Origin of the sequence: Effusibacillus consociatus (assembly GCF_042652925.1) — a bacterium.
GTDB lineage: Bacteria > Bacillota > Bacilli > Tumebacillales > Effusibacillaceae > Effusibacillus > Effusibacillus consociatus.
Genome location: NZ_JBHSHC010000093.1, coordinates 82,689 through 102,690 on the forward strand (window position 1 = coordinate 82,689; position 20,002 = coordinate 102,690).

General features: G+C 46.9%; 18 protein-coding genes, 2 pseudogenes and 1 other annotated feature. All 20 genes and pseudogenes read left to right on the plus strand.

Going from position 1 to position 20,002, the window contains the following annotated elements:
* The first annotated feature begins 23 nt into the window (after nt 1-23).
* The 20 genes and pseudogenes from ybeY to ppdK all read left to right on the plus strand — a co-directional run bounded on the left by ybeY (nt 24) and on the right by ppdK (nt 19,847).
* A complete protein-coding gene (ybeY, locus tag ACFO8Q_RS11310) occupies nt 24-524 on the plus strand; it encodes an rRNA maturation RNase YbeY (RefSeq protein WP_380025879.1) in 501 nt (166 codons plus the stop codon).
* A gap of 4 nt (nt 525-528) precedes the next feature.
* On the plus strand, nt 529-1,014 hold the full coding sequence (locus ACFO8Q_RS11315; RefSeq protein WP_380025880.1) for a diacylglycerol kinase family protein: 486 nt from the start codon (nt 529-531) through the stop codon (nt 1,012-1,014).
* Between the two features lie 5 nt (nt 1,015-1,019).
* Nucleotides 1,020-1,430, plus strand: a complete 411-nt coding sequence (locus ACFO8Q_RS11320) for a cytidine deaminase (protein WP_380025881.1) — start codon at nt 1,020-1,022, stop codon at nt 1,428-1,430.
* Entirely contained in the window at nt 1,411-2,316 is a 906-nt protein-coding gene (era, locus tag ACFO8Q_RS11325; protein WP_380025882.1) for a GTPase Era, read from the plus strand. The genes ACFO8Q_RS11320 and era overlap by 20 nt, the downstream gene beginning before the upstream one ends.
* 195 nt (nt 2,317-2,511) lie before the next feature.
* On the plus strand, nt 2,512-2,649 hold the full coding sequence (locus tag ACFO8Q_RS11330; RefSeq protein ID WP_380025883.1) for a YqzL family protein: 138 nt from the start codon (nt 2,512-2,514) through the stop codon (nt 2,647-2,649).
* A gap of 67 nt (nt 2,650-2,716) precedes the next feature.
* On the plus strand, nt 2,717-3,466 hold the full coding sequence (gene recO, locus ACFO8Q_RS11335) for a DNA repair protein RecO (RefSeq protein ID WP_380025884.1): 750 nt from the start codon (nt 2,717-2,719) through the stop codon (nt 3,464-3,466).
* Between the two features lie 50 nt (nt 3,467-3,516).
* Nucleotides 3,517-3,691, plus strand: a binding site (T-box leader).
* Nucleotides 3,692-3,767: 76 nt separating this feature from the next.
* Nucleotides 3,768-5,138: a glycine--tRNA ligase gene (locus ACFO8Q_RS11340; protein ID WP_380025899.1), complete on the plus strand. Its 1,371-nt coding sequence runs from the start codon at nt 3,768-3,770 to the stop codon at nt 5,136-5,138.
* A 185-nt stretch (nt 5,139-5,323) separates the two neighbouring features.
* Nucleotides 5,324-6,094, plus strand: coding sequence for a DeoR/GlpR family DNA-binding transcription regulator (locus ACFO8Q_RS11345; protein ID WP_380025885.1), 771 nt, complete (start codon nt 5,324-5,326; stop codon nt 6,092-6,094).
* Nucleotides 6,095-6,108: 14 nt separating this feature from the next.
* Nucleotides 6,109-7,047 carry a 1-phosphofructokinase gene (pfkB, locus tag ACFO8Q_RS11350; RefSeq protein ID WP_380025886.1) on the plus strand — a complete coding sequence of 313 codons (939 nt, stop codon included), beginning with the start codon at nt 6,109-6,111 and terminating at the stop codon, nt 7,045-7,047.
* A gap of 42 nt (nt 7,048-7,089) precedes the next feature.
* Nucleotides 7,090-8,454 carry a PTS fructose transporter subunit IIC gene (locus ACFO8Q_RS11355; protein WP_380025887.1) on the plus strand — a complete coding sequence of 455 codons (1,365 nt, stop codon included), beginning with the start codon at nt 7,090-7,092 and terminating at the stop codon, nt 8,452-8,454.
* A 112-nt stretch (nt 8,455-8,566) separates the two neighbouring features.
* Nucleotides 8,567-9,019, plus strand: coding sequence for a PTS sugar transporter subunit IIA (locus ACFO8Q_RS11360; protein ID WP_380025888.1), 453 nt, complete (start codon nt 8,567-8,569; stop codon nt 9,017-9,019).
* 18 nt (nt 9,020-9,037) lie between these two features.
* Nucleotides 9,038-9,307 carry an HPr family phosphocarrier protein gene (locus tag ACFO8Q_RS11365; protein ID WP_380025889.1) on the plus strand — a complete coding sequence of 90 codons (270 nt, stop codon included), beginning with the start codon at nt 9,038-9,040 and terminating at the stop codon, nt 9,305-9,307.
* Nucleotides 9,307-11,040 carry a phosphoenolpyruvate--protein phosphotransferase gene (ptsP, locus tag ACFO8Q_RS11370; protein WP_380025890.1) on the plus strand — a complete coding sequence of 578 codons (1,734 nt, stop codon included), beginning with the start codon at nt 9,307-9,309 and terminating at the stop codon, nt 11,038-11,040. Before ACFO8Q_RS11365 ends, ptsP begins: the two co-directional genes overlap by 1 nt.
* A gap of 261 nt (nt 11,041-11,301) precedes the next feature.
* Nucleotides 11,302-12,155, plus strand: a pseudogene (locus ACFO8Q_RS11375) (PRD domain-containing protein).
* A gap of 153 nt (nt 12,156-12,308) precedes the next feature.
* A pseudogene (locus ACFO8Q_RS11380) lies at nt 12,309-13,683 on the plus strand (sucrose-specific PTS transporter subunit IIBC).
* A 53-nt stretch (nt 13,684-13,736) separates the two neighbouring features.
* The gene (locus ACFO8Q_RS11385) at nt 13,737-14,693 is read left to right on the plus strand and encodes an aminoimidazole riboside kinase (RefSeq protein WP_380025891.1); all 957 of its coding nucleotides are present in this window, start codon (nt 13,737-13,739) and stop codon (nt 14,691-14,693) included.
* Nucleotides 14,690-15,472 carry a glycoside hydrolase family protein gene (locus ACFO8Q_RS11390; protein ID WP_380025892.1) on the plus strand — a complete coding sequence of 261 codons (783 nt, stop codon included), beginning with the start codon at nt 14,690-14,692 and terminating at the stop codon, nt 15,470-15,472. Before ACFO8Q_RS11385 ends, ACFO8Q_RS11390 begins: the two co-directional genes overlap by 4 nt.
* A 212-nt stretch (nt 15,473-15,684) precedes the next feature.
* The gene (locus ACFO8Q_RS11395) at nt 15,685-16,347 is read left to right on the plus strand and encodes a helix-turn-helix transcriptional regulator (RefSeq protein WP_380025900.1); all 663 of its coding nucleotides are present in this window, start codon (nt 15,685-15,687) and stop codon (nt 16,345-16,347) included.
* Nucleotides 16,348-16,367: 20 nt separating this feature from the next.
* Nucleotides 16,368-17,189 (plus strand): pyruvate, water dikinase regulatory protein, encoded by an 822-nt coding sequence (locus ACFO8Q_RS11400; protein ID WP_380025893.1) that lies wholly within the window; start codon nt 16,368-16,370, stop codon nt 17,187-17,189.
* Entirely contained in the window at nt 17,190-19,847 is a 2,658-nt protein-coding gene (gene ppdK, locus ACFO8Q_RS11405) for a pyruvate, phosphate dikinase (protein WP_380025894.1), read from the plus strand.
* Nucleotides 19,848-20,002: the final 155 nt, after the last annotated feature.

A 20,002-nucleotide genomic window follows, 5' to 3' on the forward strand; every position in this document is an offset into this window, starting at 1 on the left:
TCTATCAGTCAGGGGCTGAGAGATTGGAAACACAAGATACCCAGGTAATCGTGGAAGTTCTCAATGAGTTGAATATCGAATTTTCCTTTGATGTGGAGGACCTCCTTGCAAAAGCGGTACAAGCTGCAGCGGGTTACGAGCAAATCGACGCCGGTGAAGTGGTGGTCTCGCTGGTTGATGATGAAACCATTCAAGAGTTGAATCGGACTTATCGCAACAAGGATGTACCTACGGATGTACTGTCGTTTGCCCTGCAGGAATCATATGATGAAGAACCCGACATTGTGTTCGAAGAGGAAGACGGTGAGGATGTGGAACCGTTGGGGGACATTGTGATATCCGTGCCGACCGCGATTCGTCAAGCGGAAGAATACGGCCACAGCATTGAAAGGGAATTGGCTTTTTTGGCTGTTCACGGTTTTCTTCACCTGATTGGGTATGATCATATGACGGAGGAAGATGAGAAGGACATGTTTGGAAGGCAGGATGCAATCCTTGCCAACATCGGCCTGACAAGAGGGTGATGGGATGCTTTGGTTGCAAGGATTCTTGAAGAGCTTGAAGTATGCTTCGGAAGGCATCACTTATACACTGGTGACACAACGAAACATGCAAATTCATTTTGTTTTGGCTTTTCTTGTAATGATCTTCTGCTTGATACTTGATGTATCCAGGCTGGAGATCATTCTCGTGTTTTTTGCGATCGTCATGGTGATTGCTGCCGAACTTGTAAATACTGCAATTGAATCTTTGGTGGACCTGGTTACGGATGAGTATCACCGGCTGGCCAAGATTGCGAAGGATACGGCTGCCGCCGCGGTGCTTTTGACCGCACTTCATGCCATCATAGTGGGATTGCTTGTGTTTCACGATAAACTGTGGCCGTTGCAAATGAGACCGATGTCGTCTTTTACGATTGAATGGTACTTTTTATTGTTAGGTCCGGTAATCCTGCTGTATTTTATCGTTCGTTCTTTGGCAATGCGCTCTTCGGTGAACCGGGAAAGGGGATGAACAGGTTGAACGGCGAAAAGTTGTTGGAACAGGCGAAACAAGCGCGTAAAAACGCCTATGTGCCTTACTCGAATTTTCCTGTCGGCGCTGCGATTTTAACGGGAGACGGTACAATAGTGACCGGCTGCAATATTGAAAATGCCTCGTACGGTTTGACCAATTGTGCCGAGCGGACAGCCATTTTTAAGCTGATATCAGAAGGGAAATCCGATATTCGGATGATTGCGGTAGTTGCGGATACGGCAGGCCCGGTTTCACCCTGCGGGATGTGCAGACAAGTTATGGCAGAATTCTGTTCTCCGGGTACCAAAGTAATTCTTAGCAATCTAAATGGACAAAGTAAGGAAACAACTGTGGGCGAACTTCTGCCATTTTCGTTCTCGAAGGGGGATCTTCATGGTGAAAACGAAATTTAAGTCGGGTTTTATAGCCTTTGTAGGCCGGCCAAATGTCGGAAAATCGACCCTGCTGAACCGTGTGATCGGTCAAAAACTGGCCATTATGTCCAATAAGCCGCAGACTACTCGCAACCGGATTCAAGGAGTCCTGACGACGGAAGAGGGACAAGCCATTTTTCTTGATACACCGGGTATACATAAACCTCATCATAAGCTTGGGGACTATATGGTGCGTACCGCTATAACTACATTGCGGGAAGTGGATTTGGTGTGCATGTTGGTGGACGCAACCGAAAAAAAGGGGCCTGGAGATCAATACGTAATTGAGCAGTTGCGCCAGATTTCTACTCCCGTGTTCCTCTTGATCAATAAAATTGACGCAATCCGTCAGGAGCAGTTGCTCGAGATCATTGCCATCTATAAGGATGAGTATCCGTTTAAAGAGATCATGCCGATCTCTGCATTAAAAGGCGAGAATGTCGACCTGCTGCGCAAATTGATCTTTGACAACCTGCAGGAAGGACCGCAATACTATCCGGAAGACCAGGTATCTGACCACCCTGAGCGATTTGTGGTTGCCGAGTTGATTCGTGAAAAAGTTCTTCATCTGACGCGTGAGGAAGTGCCTCATTCCGTAGCGGTGGAGATCGAACAGATGCAATATCGGGAAGACAAGGACATGCTTTATATAAACGCGGTCATCTATACGGAACGGAATTCGCAAAAAGGCATCCTGATAGGGAAGAACGGCGATATGTTAAAAGAAATCGGCAAACGTGCAAGGGTCGATATTGAAAATCTATTGGGGTCCAAAGCGTATCTGGAACTTTGGGTGAAAGTAAAAGAAGATTGGCGAAATAAGGAGATAATGCTGCGTAATTTCGGGTTTTCCGACACAGAATAGAGCCTGTTGTCGTTACTGGTAAGTATTCCATAGTATAGAGCAGACAGCTTCCGTAGAATCTAACCTTACACTCGATACGAAACCGTCAAGGTCACACTTCTTTGACGGGTACCCGAAGGGCGAAAGCTCTCAACTCTCGTATGGGGACCCCCATACAAAACTGGTGGGGATTCGCAAACAGAAAGGATGAGCTTGATGCGAGACTTTTTGTGGCGCTATTTTTGTGCTACAGGTGAGATCGATGCTTATCTTTTGTACAAGGAATCCGAGGCTAACGGTTTGCAGGAAGTCTCAGCCGGTCGAAGTGAGGAAGATTTTACAGAAGAGGAGTAAAGGAGTTTCCGTGACGGATCCCGAATACAATCTCCGGAAGATTGAGAAGAAATGAGGAATCCAGCCTTTGGACAAGACGGAAGGTATTGTACTTCGGGCGATAGATTACGGGGAAACGAACAAGATTGTCACCGTATTGACAGCTAAATATGGAAAAATAGCCGTTCTCGCCAAAGGAGCCAACAAACCGCAATCCCGCTTGGTCTCCGTTTCACAACCGTTTGTTCACGGACACTGGTTGTTATTTGGCGGGAATTCCGGTATGTTTTCCGTTTCCCATGCGGATGTGATCAACCCGTTTCGTCCAATCAGGGAAGATATTTTTTTATCAACCTATGCGGCTTGTATGACGGAACTCACGGATCGCGTGCTGGAAGAACGCATCCCGTATCCCGGTGCGTTTCAGTTTCTTTTACATATGCTGCACTACCTGGCAGAGGGAAAAGATCCGGATGTTCTGTTAAGGATCTTCGAGACGAAGATGCTGTATGCTGCAGGTATTCAACCCAACTTGGAGCAGTGCAGCTTTTGCGGAAAATCAATCGACAGTGTGATCCGATTTTCAATTCGGCAGGGCGGACCGCTTTGTCAACAGTGTCATGATTCCGATCCCTATGCTGTCCGGTTAAAACCGGCTGCGTTAAAACTGATGCGGCTGTTTCAAATAATTGATCCCGCAAGGTTGGGGAATATAAGCATTGGTGAGGATGTGAAACACCAGCTGGATAAAATTCTTCGCCAGTATCTTGAGGAACAGGGCGGAATTTATCTTAAATCGAGGCAATTTCTCGATCAATTGAATCGATACGGTCTTTAGGAATTGACTTTGCATGCATCCTTTGTTATGATTTTTGCCAACAGTTGCATATACAGGCTGTGAAGGACAGGAGTAGTGAATGATTGCCATACAAGCGAGCCGGGGATGGTGTGAGCCCGGTATGGACGGTTCATGAAGGGCGGTCTGGAGCCTTTTTCAAACTAAGGTGGGCGTTCTGAACGCCAATCAGGGTGGAACCGCGGGAGACCAACTCTCGTCCCTTGCATTTTCGGATGCGGGACGGGAGTTTTTATTATTTTTACTTTGGAGAGTGGGATCAATGAGTGAACAAAGAGTTACTATGGATCAAATCGTCGCATTGGCGAAGCATCGAGGCTTTATCTTTCCAGGTTCTGAAATTTACGGAGGTTTGGCAAACACTTGGGATTATGGCCCGCTCGGCGTAGAATTAAAGAACAATGTGAAAAAAGCTTGGTGGAAAAAGTTTATCCAGGAATCTCCGTACAATGTGGGACTCGATTCCGCAATCTTGATGAACCCGCAAACGTGGGTAGCTTCCGGGCACGTGGGGAACTTTAACGACCCGATGATCGACTGCAAAAATTGCAAAGCCCGTCACCGTGCGGACAAATTGATTGAGGGAGCGCTTGCTGAAAAAGGGATTGAGCTGATTGTCGATGGCTTGTCGTTCGATCAGATGGCACGTTTGATCCAAGAGCACGATATTGCTTGTCCGGATTGCGGAGCGAAAGATTTTACAGAGATTCGTCAATTCAACCTGATGTTTAAAACTTTCCAGGGCGTAACCGAATCTTCTGCCAACGAAATTTTCTTGCGTCCGGAGACTGCCCAGGGAATTTTCGTCAATTTCAAAAACGTGCAGCGCACCATGAGAAAGAAAGTGCCATTCGGAATTGCGCAGATCGGAAAAAGCTTCCGGAATGAAATCACGCCTGGTAACTTCACGTTCCGGACTCGTGAATTCGAACAGATGGAACTTGAATTCTTCTGCAAGCCAGGAGAAGACCTTAAGTGGTTTGAGTACTGGCGTGAATTCTGTTACAGCTGGCTGCTCGGCCTTGGGATGACAGAGCAAAACATCAGATTGCGTGATCACACTACAGAAGAGCTGTCCCATTACAGCAACGCGACAACTGACATTGAGTACAAGTTTCCGTTTGGTTGGGGGGAATTGTGGGGAATTGCTGATCGGACCGATTTTGACCTGAAACGTCATATGGAACACTCCGGTGAAGATTTCCATTACTTGGATCCGGAAACAAACGAGAAATACGTTCCGTATTGCATTGAACCTTCGTTGGGAGCAGACCGGGTCACTTTGGCATTCCTGATAGATGCCTACGAGGAAGAAGATCTCGGTGAGGGGGATAAGCGGACGGTTCTTCGCTTCCATCCCGCCCTTGCTCCTGTCAAAGCAGCAATTCTGCCGCTTTCCAAGAAACTGTCGGATGACGCGATCAAGATTTATGAAATTCTGTCGGCGGAATTCAACTGCGACTTTGACGAATCCGGGTCGATCGGGAAACGGTACCGGCGCCAGGATGAAATCGGCACACCTTTCTGCATCACCTATGACTTCGATTCCCAAACCGACGGTCAGGTTACGGTTAGGGAGCGGGATTCGATGGAGCAGGTGCGGATGCCGATCAGCGAATTGAAAGATTACTTGTTGGAGAAAGTGAAGTTTTAAATAGCACGACAGGAATTAGGGATGCATATCGAACCGGGCCATTTGACCCCGGTTTTTCTTTTGCAAAAATTGCCCATTGAATTTTTAAATAATATCAACTATAATCAAAATCGATCATAAATAATCATAAACGATCGTTTCTTGATCAGAGTTGATCAACCTACTCTTCAATATGAGGGATCCCTATGTTATATGGCGAAGAACGAAAGATTAAAATTCTTGAATACGTTCAACAGCACTCGAGAGCTTCTGTGCAGGAACTATGTCAGTCTTTTGAGGTCTCAGAGGCTACAATACGCCGTGATTTGAAAGAATTGGAAGAAGCGAAGCTGTTGCGAAGAACGCATGGCGGTGCCGTTTCTTTACAAAGTGTGAATTTCGAGCCCACGTTTGTGGAGAAGGAAGACAAGTTTCTAAAAGAAAAGCAAGCGATTGCAAGAAAGGCGATTGAATTTATCGAAGAAGGCGATACGATTCTTCTCGATTCGGGCACAACCACTCTTCATTTGGCGAAAGAGTTGAAACCGCTTACCCGGTTAACGATGGTGACCAATTCAATCATGATCGCGCACGAGCTTGAAGGTGTTCCGGGAATTGAAGTAATGATGATTGGCGGAACCTTACGGAGAGAAACTCTGGCACTTGTGGGCCCCCTGGCGGAACAAGCATTGAACATGATTCGAGTGGACAAAGCGTTTGTGGCCATCAATGGGTTGGACATAACAGAGGGCTTAACCACCCCAAATCTGCTGGAGGCAGCCACCAAACGAAAGATGATTCAGTCCGCCAAGACGGTATTTCTTCTGGCGGATCATAGCAAAGTGGGAAAAGTGGCATTCGCAAAGGTTGCTGAAGTACAAGAGATTGATAAATGCATCAGCGACAACGCGATGCCTGTAAGCGTCATCAATCAGTTGGAGAAACTGGGAGTGGACGTATACACTGTGAATCCTTAGGAGGGAAATCAGGTTTGAATTCATCGGTAGTAACAGTCACCTTAAATCCTGCCTTGGATAAAACCGTTACGATACACGGCATGCAAATTGGGGGCTTAAATCGAGTCCAACAAATGCGTCTTGATCCTGGAGGAAAAGGGATCAACGTGGCAAAGGTACTCAACCAATTTGGTGTTGATGTCATTGCCACAGGATTAGTTGCGGGTTCACAAGGCCGTTTTCTGCTCAAACAGTTAGAGGAACAACAGATTCAAACCGGCTTTTTGGAGATTAATGGTGAAACTCGTACCAATTTAAAAATCTACGATGAAGATTCCAAAATCACTACAGAAATTAATGAGCCGGGCTTTTCGGTAAATCACGAGGATTTGCAGATCTACCGACAGAAACTCCTCGAGCTGCTCCACCATACATCCGTTTTGGTAGTAGGTGGAAGTTTGCCTCCGGGAGTGCCGGAGGATATTTATCGGGAGTATATTCAAATGGCGAACGGGCTGGGTGTCAAAACAATCTTGGATGCGGATGGGGTTCCTTTTCAGGAAGGAATCGAAGGAAAACCCTATGCGATAAAACCGAACCGTTTTGAGCTGGAACAATGGGTAGGACATGAGTTGAAAACGGAATCGGAAGTTGTTTCGGCGGGTAAGCAGCTGCTCAAAACCGGAGTTTCTCTAGTACTGGTTTCGATGGGGAGTGAAGGCTCGATTGTGATGGATCAACACGAGACTTTTCGTGTGTATTCATTTCCTATCACCCCGAAGAGCACTGTAGGAGCAGGCGATTCAATGGTAGCCGCCCTTGTTTATTCGCTGCTTAACGGAAAAACGCTGAAAGATACAGCCGTTTGGGCTACAACGGCCGGAACGGTAACCGCTTCCAAATCAGGGACCCAAGTGTGCACTCTCCCAGAGGTCCAGCAATGCGTATCCAGAGTGCATGCAAGTATATTATAAGAACTTATTTTAAATTTTTGGGGGTCAGAAAGGAGAATGACTGTGAAAAAGTTATTGGCTGTAACAGCATGTCCCACTGGAATCGCTCACACTTACATGTCGGCTGAAGCTTTGCAAAAAACAGCAAAGGAAAAAAACGTCGACTTGAAGGTGGAGACCCGTGGAGCAATGGGAGTCGAAAACGAACTGACTGAGCAGGAAATAGCAGAAGCACACGCCATTATCATCGCAGCAGATACCGATGTGAATGAAGGTCGTTTCGCAGGAAAACCGGTAGTGAAAGCTTCTGTCGGGGAGGCGATCAAAGATCCCGGCCGATTAATTGAAGAAGCTTTATCCAAACAAGCCTCTGCTCAGGATTTTGTAAACCAGGTGGAAAAAACAAAGCAGGAGAGAAGTGCTCAACGAACAGGGGTTTATAAACATCTGATGAATGGTGTTTCTTTCATGCTTCCCCTGGTGGTAGCCGGTGGTCTGATTATCGCCCTCTCATTTATTTTTGGGATTGAGGCATTCAAAGAAAAAGGGACGTTGGCTGCTGCATTGATGGACATTGGGGGCGGTGCCGCTTTTGCCCTAATGGTTCCGGTTTTAGCCGGGTTTATTGCTTACTCGATTGCGGATAAACCGGGGTTGGCTCCGGGGCTGGTAGGAGGCATGCTGGCTTCCAAAATCGGTGCCGGTTTCCTTGGAGGAATTATCGCCGGTTTCTTGGCAGGATATATTGCAAAATGGCTTCGCAGTACGATCAAGCTACCGAAGAATTTCGAAGGTCTTACACCTATTCTAATCATTCCGTTGCTGTCCACTCTTGCAGTCGGCCTTCTTATGACTTATGTGATTGGTACTCCTGTAAAAGGGATTATGGATGGACTTACTGAATGGTTAAAAGGACTTAGTTCTTCGAATGCTGTATTTCTTGGCCTGCTGTTAGGGGCTATGATGGCCTTTGATATGGGGGGACCGGTAAATAAAGCGGCTTATACGTTTGCTGTCGGGTTGTTGGGAAGCAACGTTTTTGAACCGATGGCGGCCGTCATGGCGGCTGGAATGACTCCTCCTCTTGGACTTTGGCTGGCTACCTTGATTGCCCGTAATAAGTTTACGGTTGAAGAGCGTGAAGCCGGTAAGGCGGCGGGTGTTCTGGGGATCTCCTTCATCACGGAAGGTGCGATTCCATTTGCTGCAGCCGATCCGATTCGTGTGATCCCTTCGATTATGGTCGGCTCTGCAGTAACGGGCGCTTTATCCATGCTGTTTGGCGCTACCCTGCGAGCTCCGCATGGCGGGATTTTCGTGCTCCCGATTCCCAACGCGGTTGGCCATCTTGCGCTGTATGCACTTGCGATCGTAATTGGAACCGTGGTCACAGCTTTGCTGGTAAGCGTGTTAAAGAAGAATAAGTAATACCTCTTTGAGGCTAACTAACCGTTAAGGAGCAATAAGGAATGAGGTTGTCCTCATTCCTTATCTTCTTCAAAAGTCAAAGAAAACAAATCATAATCTGGGAGGAATTGTTTTGCAACTAACCGCTCTCATCAAGCCGGAAACCGTTCTTATGTCTTTGGATGTTCAAAGTAAGGAAGAATGCATTCAAACCATGGCTGAAACTTTGGCCAAAGCGGGATTTGTTACTGAACCGGACACGTATGTGGAAGCAGTAGTAAACCGTGAAAAAACAGGCTCAACCGGTGTGGGGTTCGGAGTAGCGATTCCTCATGGCAAGTCCAAAGGAGTCGCTCAGCCGGGTGTTGCCTTTGCAAAATTGGCAAAACCGGTAGACTGGAAATCGTTGGACGGAAATCCGGTGTCTGTCGTGTTTCTTATCGCTGTACCGGAAGAAAACGTTGGAAATGAACATCTGCAAATTCTGGTAGCTATCTCCAGAAAACTGATTCATGAAGATTTTCGAAATGAGCTGTTTGAAGCAACTTCCGTAGAAGACGTATTTCGCATCTTGGAAACTCTTTAAAGCTGGGGGGAACTCGCAATGGTGTCAAAAGAACTTTCGATTCAGAATGAACAGGGCTTTCATGTTCGACCTGCACAATTGTTCGTACAGAATGCAAGTAAGTTTGCTTCGAATATTCAAGTTATCACCGAAAAAGGACTGAAAGTGGACGGGAAAAGTATTCTGGGATTGATGACCCTGGGTCTTGCGAAGGGCTCAAAAATTACAATTGAAGCCAGTGGAACCGATGAAGAAGAAGCCCTCGATGCGTTGGCAGATTTGGTGGAAAGCAAGTTTGGTGAAGAGTGATGTCTGAAATCAAATTCGTGGGAATCGGTGTATCGGAAGGGATTCGCATTGGGAAAGCATTATTGTATACTCCCTATTCTTCAAAAGTGGAATCTTTTAAAGAATACGTAACCAAAGAAGAAAGCAAAGCAGAGCAGGAACGACTCGCAATAGCCAAAGAAAAAAGTCGCCAAGAGCTAAACGGTTTGATTGAACGGACCAAGAAAACCTTGGGTGAGGAAAAAGCGGTCATCCTGGCCGGCCAACAAAGTATGCTGGAAGACCCGACTTTTTATCCCGAAATTGAGAAATTGGTTGTCAACCAACAGTATTCCGCTGAAAAAGCTGTAACGCAAATCGTGGAACAAATCAGTGCTGTCTTTGAGTCAATGGATTCCGAGTATTTGCGGGAGAGAGCAGCAGACGTTCGTGATTTGGGCGGACGCCTGTTATCCAATTTGAGAGATGAGAAAGGCTTGCAGCTTTCGGAAATCCGGGAAGAAGTCATTCTGGTTGCTGATGACTTGACTCCTTCAGATACAGTTCAATTGGACAAACAGTTTATTCTCGGTTTTGTAACACGCAAGGGTGGCAAGACTTCACATACCGCCATTTTAGCGAGATCTTTGGGAATTCCTGCGATTGTGGGTGTTGCAGAGAACCTGGATCATATCCTCAACGAACAGCAAATTATCATCGACGGAACTACAGGGGAATGTATTGTCGATCCGGATGCAGGCACAATCGAACAGTATCGCAAAAAAATGGGGTTGGAACAAGAACAGAAGGAACTGCTGCAAGAGTTCGCCTTGAAACCGGCAGTTACTCAGGATGGCTTTCAAGTGGAGATCGCGGCCAATATTGGTACCCCAAAAGAGGCAGTGACCGCACTGGAGGAAGGTGCAGAAGGAATAGGTTTGTACAGAACGGAATTCCTTTTTATGAATGCGACTGCCATACCCGATGAGGAAGAACAGTACCAGGCTTATAAAGAAGTTGCTGTAACTATGGGGGAGCGCCCTGTCGTAATCCGTACGTTGGACATCGGCGGGGACAAGGATTTGCCTTATTTGTCTTTGCCCGAGGAAATGAACCCTTTCTTGGGATACAGAGCAATCCGGCTCTGCCTCGATCAGTTGCCGATACTGAAAACACAGCTTCGCGCTATCCTACGGGCGAGTGTCCATGGGAATCTGAAGGTTATGTTCCCGATGATCTCGAATTTGCAGGAATGGCGCCAGGCAAAGTCAATTTTTGATGAAGTCCGCGAAGAACTTGAGCGGGAAGGAGTTTCTTTTGATTCATCGATCGAAGTCGGGATCATGATTGAAGTCCCTTCGGCCGCGCTGCTTGCCGATCGATTCGCTAAGGAAGTGGATTTCTTCAGTATCGGAACCAATGATTTGGTCCAATATACCGTGGCTGTAGATCGGATGAACGAAAAGGTAGCCCATTTGTATGATTATTTCCATCCGTCGGTCATCCGGTTGATCAAGACGGTCATTGAAGAAGCCCATAAAGAAGGAAAATGGGTCGGGATGTGCGGCGGAATGGCAGGAGATCCATTGGCTGCTCCTCTCCTCATTGGATTGGGACTGGATGAATGGAGTATGGATGCCGGTTCTGTCAATAAGATAAAGCGTGAGATTTCACGGTTAAATCGTGAGGACTGCAGAAAATTGACAACCCATATGCTTGAGTTGGATACGAATGAGGAGATTCGGGAGGAATTGAAAAAGATCTTGCAAAATTGATTCCAAAATTGTATCATCTATGCTAATAGTTTGATAAACTGTTTCACTTTTGCGTTGTTACTGATTCGATCAGGCATGAGCAAAAACAGTTAGCGGTTTGGCCGTTGCTGATTTTGCTCATGCTTTTTTGTCGTGCTGAAAAAAGGGGGTGTTGGAATGATCGAGAATGGAAAAAGAATTCTTTGCACAGGCTACCAATGCTGAAACACCTCTCCTGTCTCCAAAGTTGGAACGGATGCCGTTAGTGGAAGGGGTATCTGCATGAAAATTAAAAAGATCTTAAATAATAATGCCTTAGTAGTGCAGGACAGAGATAGAGAAAAGATTGTCCTGGGGTTAGGAATTGCTTTTCAGAAAAAAAGAATGATCCTGTGGATCAATCTAAGACTGAAAAAGTCTTTGTTATGAAGGATACTTCGGAGTATCAAAAATTCAAAGAGATACTCGCCACTTTACCCGAACAGCATATTGGGGTGGCTGAAGAAATTATCACCTATGCGGAAAAACAGTTAGGTACGGAATTGAATGATCATATTCACGTTGCTCTTACGGACCACTTGTCGTTTGCGATCGAAAGGTTGAAAAAGGGGATAAGCATTCAAAATAAATTGCTGAATGAAATCAAGGCGTTGTATCGCAAGGAATTTGAAATTGCATTGTGGGCAAAAAAGTTGATTAAAGAAAGATTGGACATCGAAATCCCTGACGATGAAGCAGGATATATCGCCCTCCATATTCATACGGCAAAAATGAATGCGGGCGATTTGACGAAAACGTTAGACTTAACCACTACGATACGGGAAGTAATTGATCTGATTCAGAACCAGTTGAATATCTCGATTGAAGAGGAAAGTATTTCTTATCAACGTTTAGTTACACATTTGCATTATGCTTTTCGGCGGTTCGAGGCGAGTGAACCTAGCCATGAGTTTGACCCCGAAATGTTGCACGTGATTCGGGAAAGGTTCCAAAAATCTTTTGCATGTGCCGAAAAGATTGGCCGATATCTGCAAGAGGAATATGGTTATAGTGTTCCGGAAATGGAGTTGGCTTATATCGCTTTGCACATCCAAAGGGTTGCAAGCAAATCAAACGGTATCATGACGAATGAATGAAAGCGCTTGAAAGACATCATATGGTGGGATTGTGACTGGTTCGACCAGGCAAGACCTAAAATGTGTCAGGACGATTCGACTTAAATTGTTCCCTTGCACGTTTTGGGTCTTTTTGTTTCGCAAACAACGATTACACGGAAAAGAGGGATTCTTATGCAACCAAGAGATATTGCCATTCAACTGTTGCCGCTGTTAGGGGGCAAAGACAATATTATCAGTGTAACTCATTGCGCCACTCGATTGCGTCTGGTTATGAAGGACGAGACGAGAGTGGAAAAATCATCCATTGAGCAAATGGACAGCATAAAAGGTGTGTTTACAAGTGCAGGGCAGCTCCAGATTATCTTGGGAACCGGTGTGGTAAACAAAGTATACCGGGCGCTCGTGGAAGCAAGCGGAATTACTGAAACGAACGCTGTTGAGCACGCTGAGGCCGTAAAAGCGAAGATGAATCCTGTGGCCAGATTGGCGAAGTCATTATCCAACATATTCGTACCGATTATTCCCGCTATCGTCGCCAGCGGTTTGTTAATGGGGCTTCTCGGTATGATGAAAGCTTTCCATTGGGTGGCGCCGGACAGTGCCTGGTATAAAATGTTGGATATGTTCTCAAATGCAGCATTTATTATTTTGCCGATCCTGATCGGGTTCAGTGCCGCTAGGGAATTTGGCAGCAATCCGTTTTTGGGAGCGGTTATCGGGGGAATTTTAACCCATCCTGCGCTTTTAAATCCTTGGGTGCTCGGGAGCAAAACTCCGGAGTATATGAATGTTCTTGGGTTTAGTCCTGCTGATCGGCTATCAGGGTACAGTGATCCCGATCCTATTGTCGGTATATGCGATGAGCAAGATCGAAAAAGGTCTGAGAAAAGTGGTGCCTAACTCTTTGGATCTCCTCGTTATACCTTTTATCACAGTCATGTTTACCGGTTTTGTCTCACTTCTGGCGATTGGCCCGCTTGGTACAATTGTGGGGGGCCTGATTACGGGCACTCTGGATTTTGTGTACCAGTACGGCGGCTTTATAGCCGGTTTGCTCTTTGGCGGCTTGTATTCTTCGATTGTGATCACAGGGTTGCATCACAGCTTTCACGCGATTGAGGCGGGGCTGCTGGCCGATCCAAAAATCGGCGTTAACTTCCTGCTGCCCATTTGGTCAATGGCCAACGTGGCTCAAGGCGGAGCCGGTTTGGCGGTATTTTTCAAAAAGAAAAACAAGAAGCTCAAGGAAATCGCGATCCCTGCTGCATTTTCCGCGTTCCTGGGCATTACCGAACCGGTGATCTTCGGAATCAACCTGAAATTGGTCAAGCCGTTTATCGGAGCTGCAATTGGTGGAGCGCTCGGCGGAGCCTATGTTGTACTCACGAACGTAGTAGCCAACGCTTACGGATTGACAGGCATCCCGATGATTGCAATCGTTGCCCCGTTAGGTTTATCCAACCTGGCAAACTACTTGATTGGTTTTGCGATTGCAGCGGTATCTGCATTTGTTGTTACCTGGTTCTTGAAGTTCAAAGATGAATAAACACGGGACGGGGGCGGCCTCGCCCCCAATTTCGTCGATAGGAGCTGATTGTCATGAAAGGCGTTATCAGTTTGGGTGAGGCGCTGATCGATTTTATTCCTTTGGACCCGGGGAATACCACCTATCAAAAAAGTCCGGGTGGTGCCCCTGCCAATGTTGCAGTCGGCCTGGCGAGACTCGGTGCCAAGTCCGCATTTTTGGGGAAAGTCGGAAATGATGTTCTGGGGTCTTTTCTGAGGCGCACAATGGAAGAAAATCAAGTAGATGTAAGACATATGACCTTTACAGATGATGCCCGAACGGGTGTCGTATTCGTTACCCTTGATCCAACCGGTGAACGGCATTTCAGTTTTTACATTGATCCCAGCGCAGACCGTTACCTGGAGGAAGACGATATCGTCGAAACACTTTTTGCGGAGAACAAAATTCTGCACTTCGGATCCATTTCCCTGATTGGGGAACCGTCCGCAAGCGCAACCCGAAAAGCGGTGAAAGCGGCGAAAGCAGCAGGAATGTTGATTTCCTATGATCCAAATCTACGCCTTGGCTTATGGGAAAGTGAAGAACTGGCAAAGCAAACCATTCTCTCCATGCTTCCGGCAGCAGATGTTCTAAAAATCTCTGATGAAGAGTTGACTTTCCTAACCGGTGAGACAGATATTGAAGCCGGACTTGATGAATTGGAGCGATACAACATTCCTTTAATCTTTGTAACGATGGGCGGGGCTGGAAGCATCTACAGGTTTCATCGGGAATCGGGAAAAGTTCCTGCCATGAAAGTTGAAACGGTCGATACGACCGGGGCAGGCGATGCGTTTGTTTCAGCTATTCTCTATTGCTTGAATGATACGGATAAAAGGTTAGATCAAATGACAGTTCAGGATATCCAAGAGATGGTTCGCTTTGCAAGTGTCTCCGGAGGCCTGGCTGCTTCAAAAAAAGGAGCTATGACCGCGTTGCCGACATTGGAAGAAGTCAAGAGAATTTTGGAAAAGGAGGGGGCAAATTGAGCGGTATCCCTTATCAGCCAAAAGGAAAGTTTTTATGGGATTTCTGGGTATATGAAGAAAATGGGGAATATCATCTTTTCTATCTGCAGGCTCCGCTGCACCCTGATCCGCACACAAGACATCGCAACTCCAGTGTCGGTCATGCTGTTTCAAAGGATCTGATTCATTGGCAGGAGAAAGGAACAGTACTCACCGCAAGTGAAGACGACAAGGCCTGGGACAGTGTGTCCATTTGGACAGGATGTACAGTTAAAAAAGATGACACCTACTATATGTTTTATACGGCAAGGTCCAAACAGGATGTAGCGGAAGGAGGTTATGTAGGTCACACGCAACGGATTGGAGTCGCTACATCAAAAGACTTGCATCAATGGGAAAAATATCAGGGAAATCCTGTTTTGACAGCCGATTACCGCTATTACGAAAGCGCTGCGGAAGCGCATAACAAACACGAGGGCTGGCGAGATCCCTACATTGTTTACGATGAAGAGGAAGATATCTATTACGCTTTTATTACAGCCCGTGATAAAGCTGGGGATCCAAAGGCCAGAGGCTGCATTGCGAGAGCGAAATCCAAGGATCTTTTGCATTGGGAAGTTCTTCCTCCGGCGGTATCGCCCCACACATTTACAGATATGGAAGTCCCGTTCCTGCATAAACATAACGGAAAATGGTACATGATATTTGCCGTAAAAGAGCAATGGTATAGTGAGGAATACAAGGAGCGGATTGCCCCCATTCCGATGTGGAGCATCCCTATGCTTTATCGAGACCCATGAAGATTCTCTATACGGATGAAGGAAAGATCCGATTGGTAAAATGACCTGAACGCGCGCATGCGGATATCCTTGCGCGCTTTTTCATTTTATACGGCAATTTTTAACATAATTCTATTTTTTCCCCTATTTAGGTCTAGCAGAAAATGACGTGATGATATAGTATATACTATATAGGGTTTCGGTATAAAAAGTATGACACATTTAGGTAACGCATTTTTAGAAGGTGGTGTTCGGACATCGAACTCTCAGCCAGACAGCAGCAAATTTTGGAAATTGTACGAGTGGAAGGTCCGATAACCGGGGAACAAATCGCAGAAAAGTTAAACCTGACAAGGGCAACCTTGCGTCCGGATTTGGCCATCTTGACCATGGCAGGCTTTTTGGAAGCCCGGCCGCGGGTTGGTTATTTCTACGCAGGAAAGAAGACCAGTGAAATTTTCGGCGAACAGCTCCGCAAAATGCTGGTGAAAGATCATAAGGCTGTTCCTGTGGTTATTTCCGATACGGCCACCGTTTATGATGCCATTGTAACCATGTTTGTGGAGGACGTTGGGAATCTTTCTGTGGTTAAGGAACATGGGATCCTCGTTGGAGTCATTTCCCGCAAAGATTTATTGAAAGTGGCTATCGGGAAACAGGAAACCCACTCTGTACCCGTTTCTCTTGTCATGACAAGAATGCCGAATGTGATAACGGTGACGGGAGAAGATACGGTGTACGATGCTGCGAGAAAGTTAGTGGACAACGCGATTGATTCTTTGCCGGTAGTCAAAGTGATCGATGCGGAACGAAAGCAGTATGAAGTTACTGGGCGCTTCACCAAAACAACTGTAACAAAAATTTTCGTTGAGCTCGGCACCAACCGGGAGATCTAGTCATTTTGGAGGTACAGAGAGTGAAGGAACAATTTCCGATCGTGTATGTAGTTTCGGACTCCGTGGGGGAAACAGCCGAGTTTGTGGTTCGGGCTGCCGCGAGTCAGTTTAATGGCGGAAGAGTGGAAATCCGCCGCGTTTCTTATGTTGATGATACGGAACCGATTAAAGAAGTGATTCAAGCAGCCAAAGAAGTCGGCGGATTCGTCGCATTCACACTGGTGCTGCCTCAATTGCGCGAATTCATCATAGCAGAGGCTTCGCGGGAGGGTGTGTATCTGGTCGATATAATGGGACCGATGTTGGAAGCGTTTGAGAACGTGCTTGAAATGGAACCGAAACGCCGTCCTGGATTGCTCCACCAAATGGATGATGATTATTTCCGTCGGGTGGAAGCGATTGAATTTGCGGTCAAATATGATGATGGCAAGGATCCGCGCGGTCTCCTGAGGGCCGATCTTGTTCTGATCGGAGTTTCCCGTACTTCGAAAACTCCTCTTTCGATGTATCTAGCGCATAAGCGGCTTAAATGCGCCAACGTTCCGCTTGTGCCGGAAGTGGAACCGCCGGAAGAACTGTTTCAAATCTCGCCAAAAAAGATTGTCGGGTTAACAATCTCACCAAATGAATTAAATCTGATTCGGCAAGAACGCCTCAAATCGCTAGGGTTAAAAGCGCAAGCCAACTATGCAAACCTGGACCGCATCTTGCAAGAACTGGATTATGCCGAGAAGCTGATGCGCAGAATTGGATGTCCGGTGATTAATGTTTCCAACAAGGCTGTGGAAGAGACTGCGAGCATCGTGCTCGATATTGTGAAACGCGGGGGAGGAAGGGCATAAATGGCGAAAAAATTTGTTTACTTGTTCGATGAAGGCCGTGCGGATATGAAGGAGATACTCGGTGGAAAAGGGGCCAACCTCGCGGAGATGACCCGTGCAGGATTACCGGTCCCCCCGGGGTTCACCATTTCTACGGAAGCCTGTACGGCTTTCTATAATGCAGGTCAAACCATCACTGCCGATATTCAACAGCAGATTGACACAGCTCTGGCTGAATTGGAAAAAAGAGTCGGCAAGAAGCTGGGTGATCCCGCAAATCCTTTGCTGGTATCGGTTCGATCCGGTGCCGTTTTTTCCATGCCGGGGATGATGGACACGATTCTCAATCTGGGGTTGAATGACGAGACGGTAAAAGGCTTGGCGGAGTTAACCGGCAATCCGCGCTTTGCTTACGATTGCTACCGCCGTTTTATTCAGATGTTCAGCAATGTCGTGCTCGGTGTGGACCACTATCAATTCGAACATATTCTGGATCATATAAAAGAAGCGAGAGGCGTCAAACAAGACCCGGATTTAACAGCAGAAGACTGGCAGGAAGCGATTGTTCGCTTCAAAGAACTGGTTCGCAAAGAAACCAAAGCCGATTTTCCGGAGGATCCCTTGGTTCAGTTAGACCGGGCGATTCGCGCAGTGTTCCTCTCTTGGAACAACCAGCGTGCGTTCGTTTATCGCCGCATTAATAAGATTCCTGACGATCTTGGAACAGCAGTCAACGTTCAGATGATGGTATTCGGAAACATGGGCGATGATTCAGGCACCGGGGTGGCGTTCACCCGAAACCCGTCGACTGGAGAGAAAGTGTTGTATGGAGAGTTTCTGATCAATGCACAGGGTGAGGATGTGGTGGCCGGAATTCGGACCCCGCAGCCAATTGCGGCTCTGCAAAACGTAATGCCAGAAATCTTTGAACAGTTTAAAGAAATTTCGACCCGTTTGGAATCCCATTATAGAGACATGCAGGACATTGAGTTTACCGTTGAACGGGGCAAACTCTACATGCTGCAGACCAGAAACGGCAAGCGAACCGCTCATGCAGCCGTAAAAATCGCCGTGGATCTCGTCCATGAAGGAGTAATAACGAAGGAAGAAGCGATTCTGCGTGTCGATCCGGACGGATTGGACCAGCTGCTGCACCGTCGAATCGATCCGGCAGCGAAGATGAATGTGATCGCAAAAGGTCTTCCTGCGTCTCCCGGGGCAGCTTCCGGACAAGTGGTATTCGATGCGGATCTTGCCGACAAGCTGGCGAATGAGGGGAAAAAGGTGATTTTGGTTCGGCCGGAAACCACTCCGGAAGATATTCACGGAATGGTGGCGGCACAGGGAATCGTCACTTCAAGAGGCGGAATGACCTCACATGCTGCGGTTGTTGCACGCGGTATGGGAAAACCTTGTATTTGCGGTTGTGAATCGTTGCGGATCGATCTGCGTGCCAAGCAGTTCACCATCGACGAATATCTGGTTAAAGAGGGAGACTGGATTTCGATTGACGGCGGTACCGGCAGGGTTCTGCTCGGTCAGGTCCCCTTGATCGATCCCATACTTTCGAGCGAATTTAAACAGCTGCTGGATTGGGCTGACGAAATTCGCAAAATTGAAGTTCGGGCCAACGCGGATAACCCGGAAGATTCTTTAAAAGCTCGTGAGTTTGGTGCAGAGGGTATTGGACTCTGTCGTACGGAACATATGTTTATGGCGGTGGACAGAGTTCCCATTGTGCAGGAAATGATTCTCGCGGAAACGGATCAAGAACGCCAAATTGCGCTCGATAAGCTTCTGCCTATGCAGCAAGCAGATTTCGAAGGAATTCTGAGCGCCATGGAGGGACTGCCGGTCACGATTCGCTTGCTGGATCCTCCTTTGCATGAGTTTCTGCCGAACCTTGAGGAGCTGTTGGTTGAGATAACCAAGCTTCGGATGCAGGAGAACAGTGATCCGGAGTTAATCCGGGAAAAAGAAAACCTTTTGCGGAAAGTTCGTGCCCTGCATGAATTCAATCCGATGCTGGGACACCGGGGATGCCGATTGGGCATGACGTTCCCGGAGATCTATGCAATGCAGGTAGTTGCAATTTTTAAAGCAACCGCCACACTGCGCGAAAAAGGGATCGATGCCCGTCCGGAGGTTATGATTCCGTTAGTGGGTCACGTTAACGAATTGCGGATTATGCGTGAATTGGTAGTTGAAAAAGCTACCCAGGTAATGGAAGAAACGGGAAGTTCGTTCGATTTCAAAATTGGAACGATGATTGAAATTCCGCGGGCTGCTCTGACCGCGGATGAGATTGCGACCGAGGCTGATTTCTTCTCATTCGGAACGAACGATTTAACCCAAACGACATTCGGGTTTTCGCGAGATGACGCGGAAGGAAAATTCCTGCATCAGTATGTTCATCACAAAATACTCCCCGATAATCCGTTCGCTGTGTTGGATCAAAGCGGTGTAGGAAAATTGATCGAGATGTCGGAACGCCTGGGGCGCGGTGTGAAACCGGATTTGAAACTTGGGATCTGCGGAGAGCACGGCGGGGAGAAAAGTTCCATTGAATTCTGTTACAAGACGGGGTTGAATTACGTGTCCTGTTCTCCGTTCCGTGTGCCAATAGCCAGATTGGCGGCTGCCCAAGCCACCATCAAAAACCCGCAGCGGAACAAATAATTCAAATCACTGCAAAGCTCTGCTTAAATTGGGCAGAGCTTGCTGCAGTTTTGAAAAAAATGTGTCACAAAAAGATTTAATGATTTAATAGAGTCTGTTCAAAAAGCCTTGAATTTGTCTAAAAAATAAAAATACACCTGAGCAGAAAACTGGTA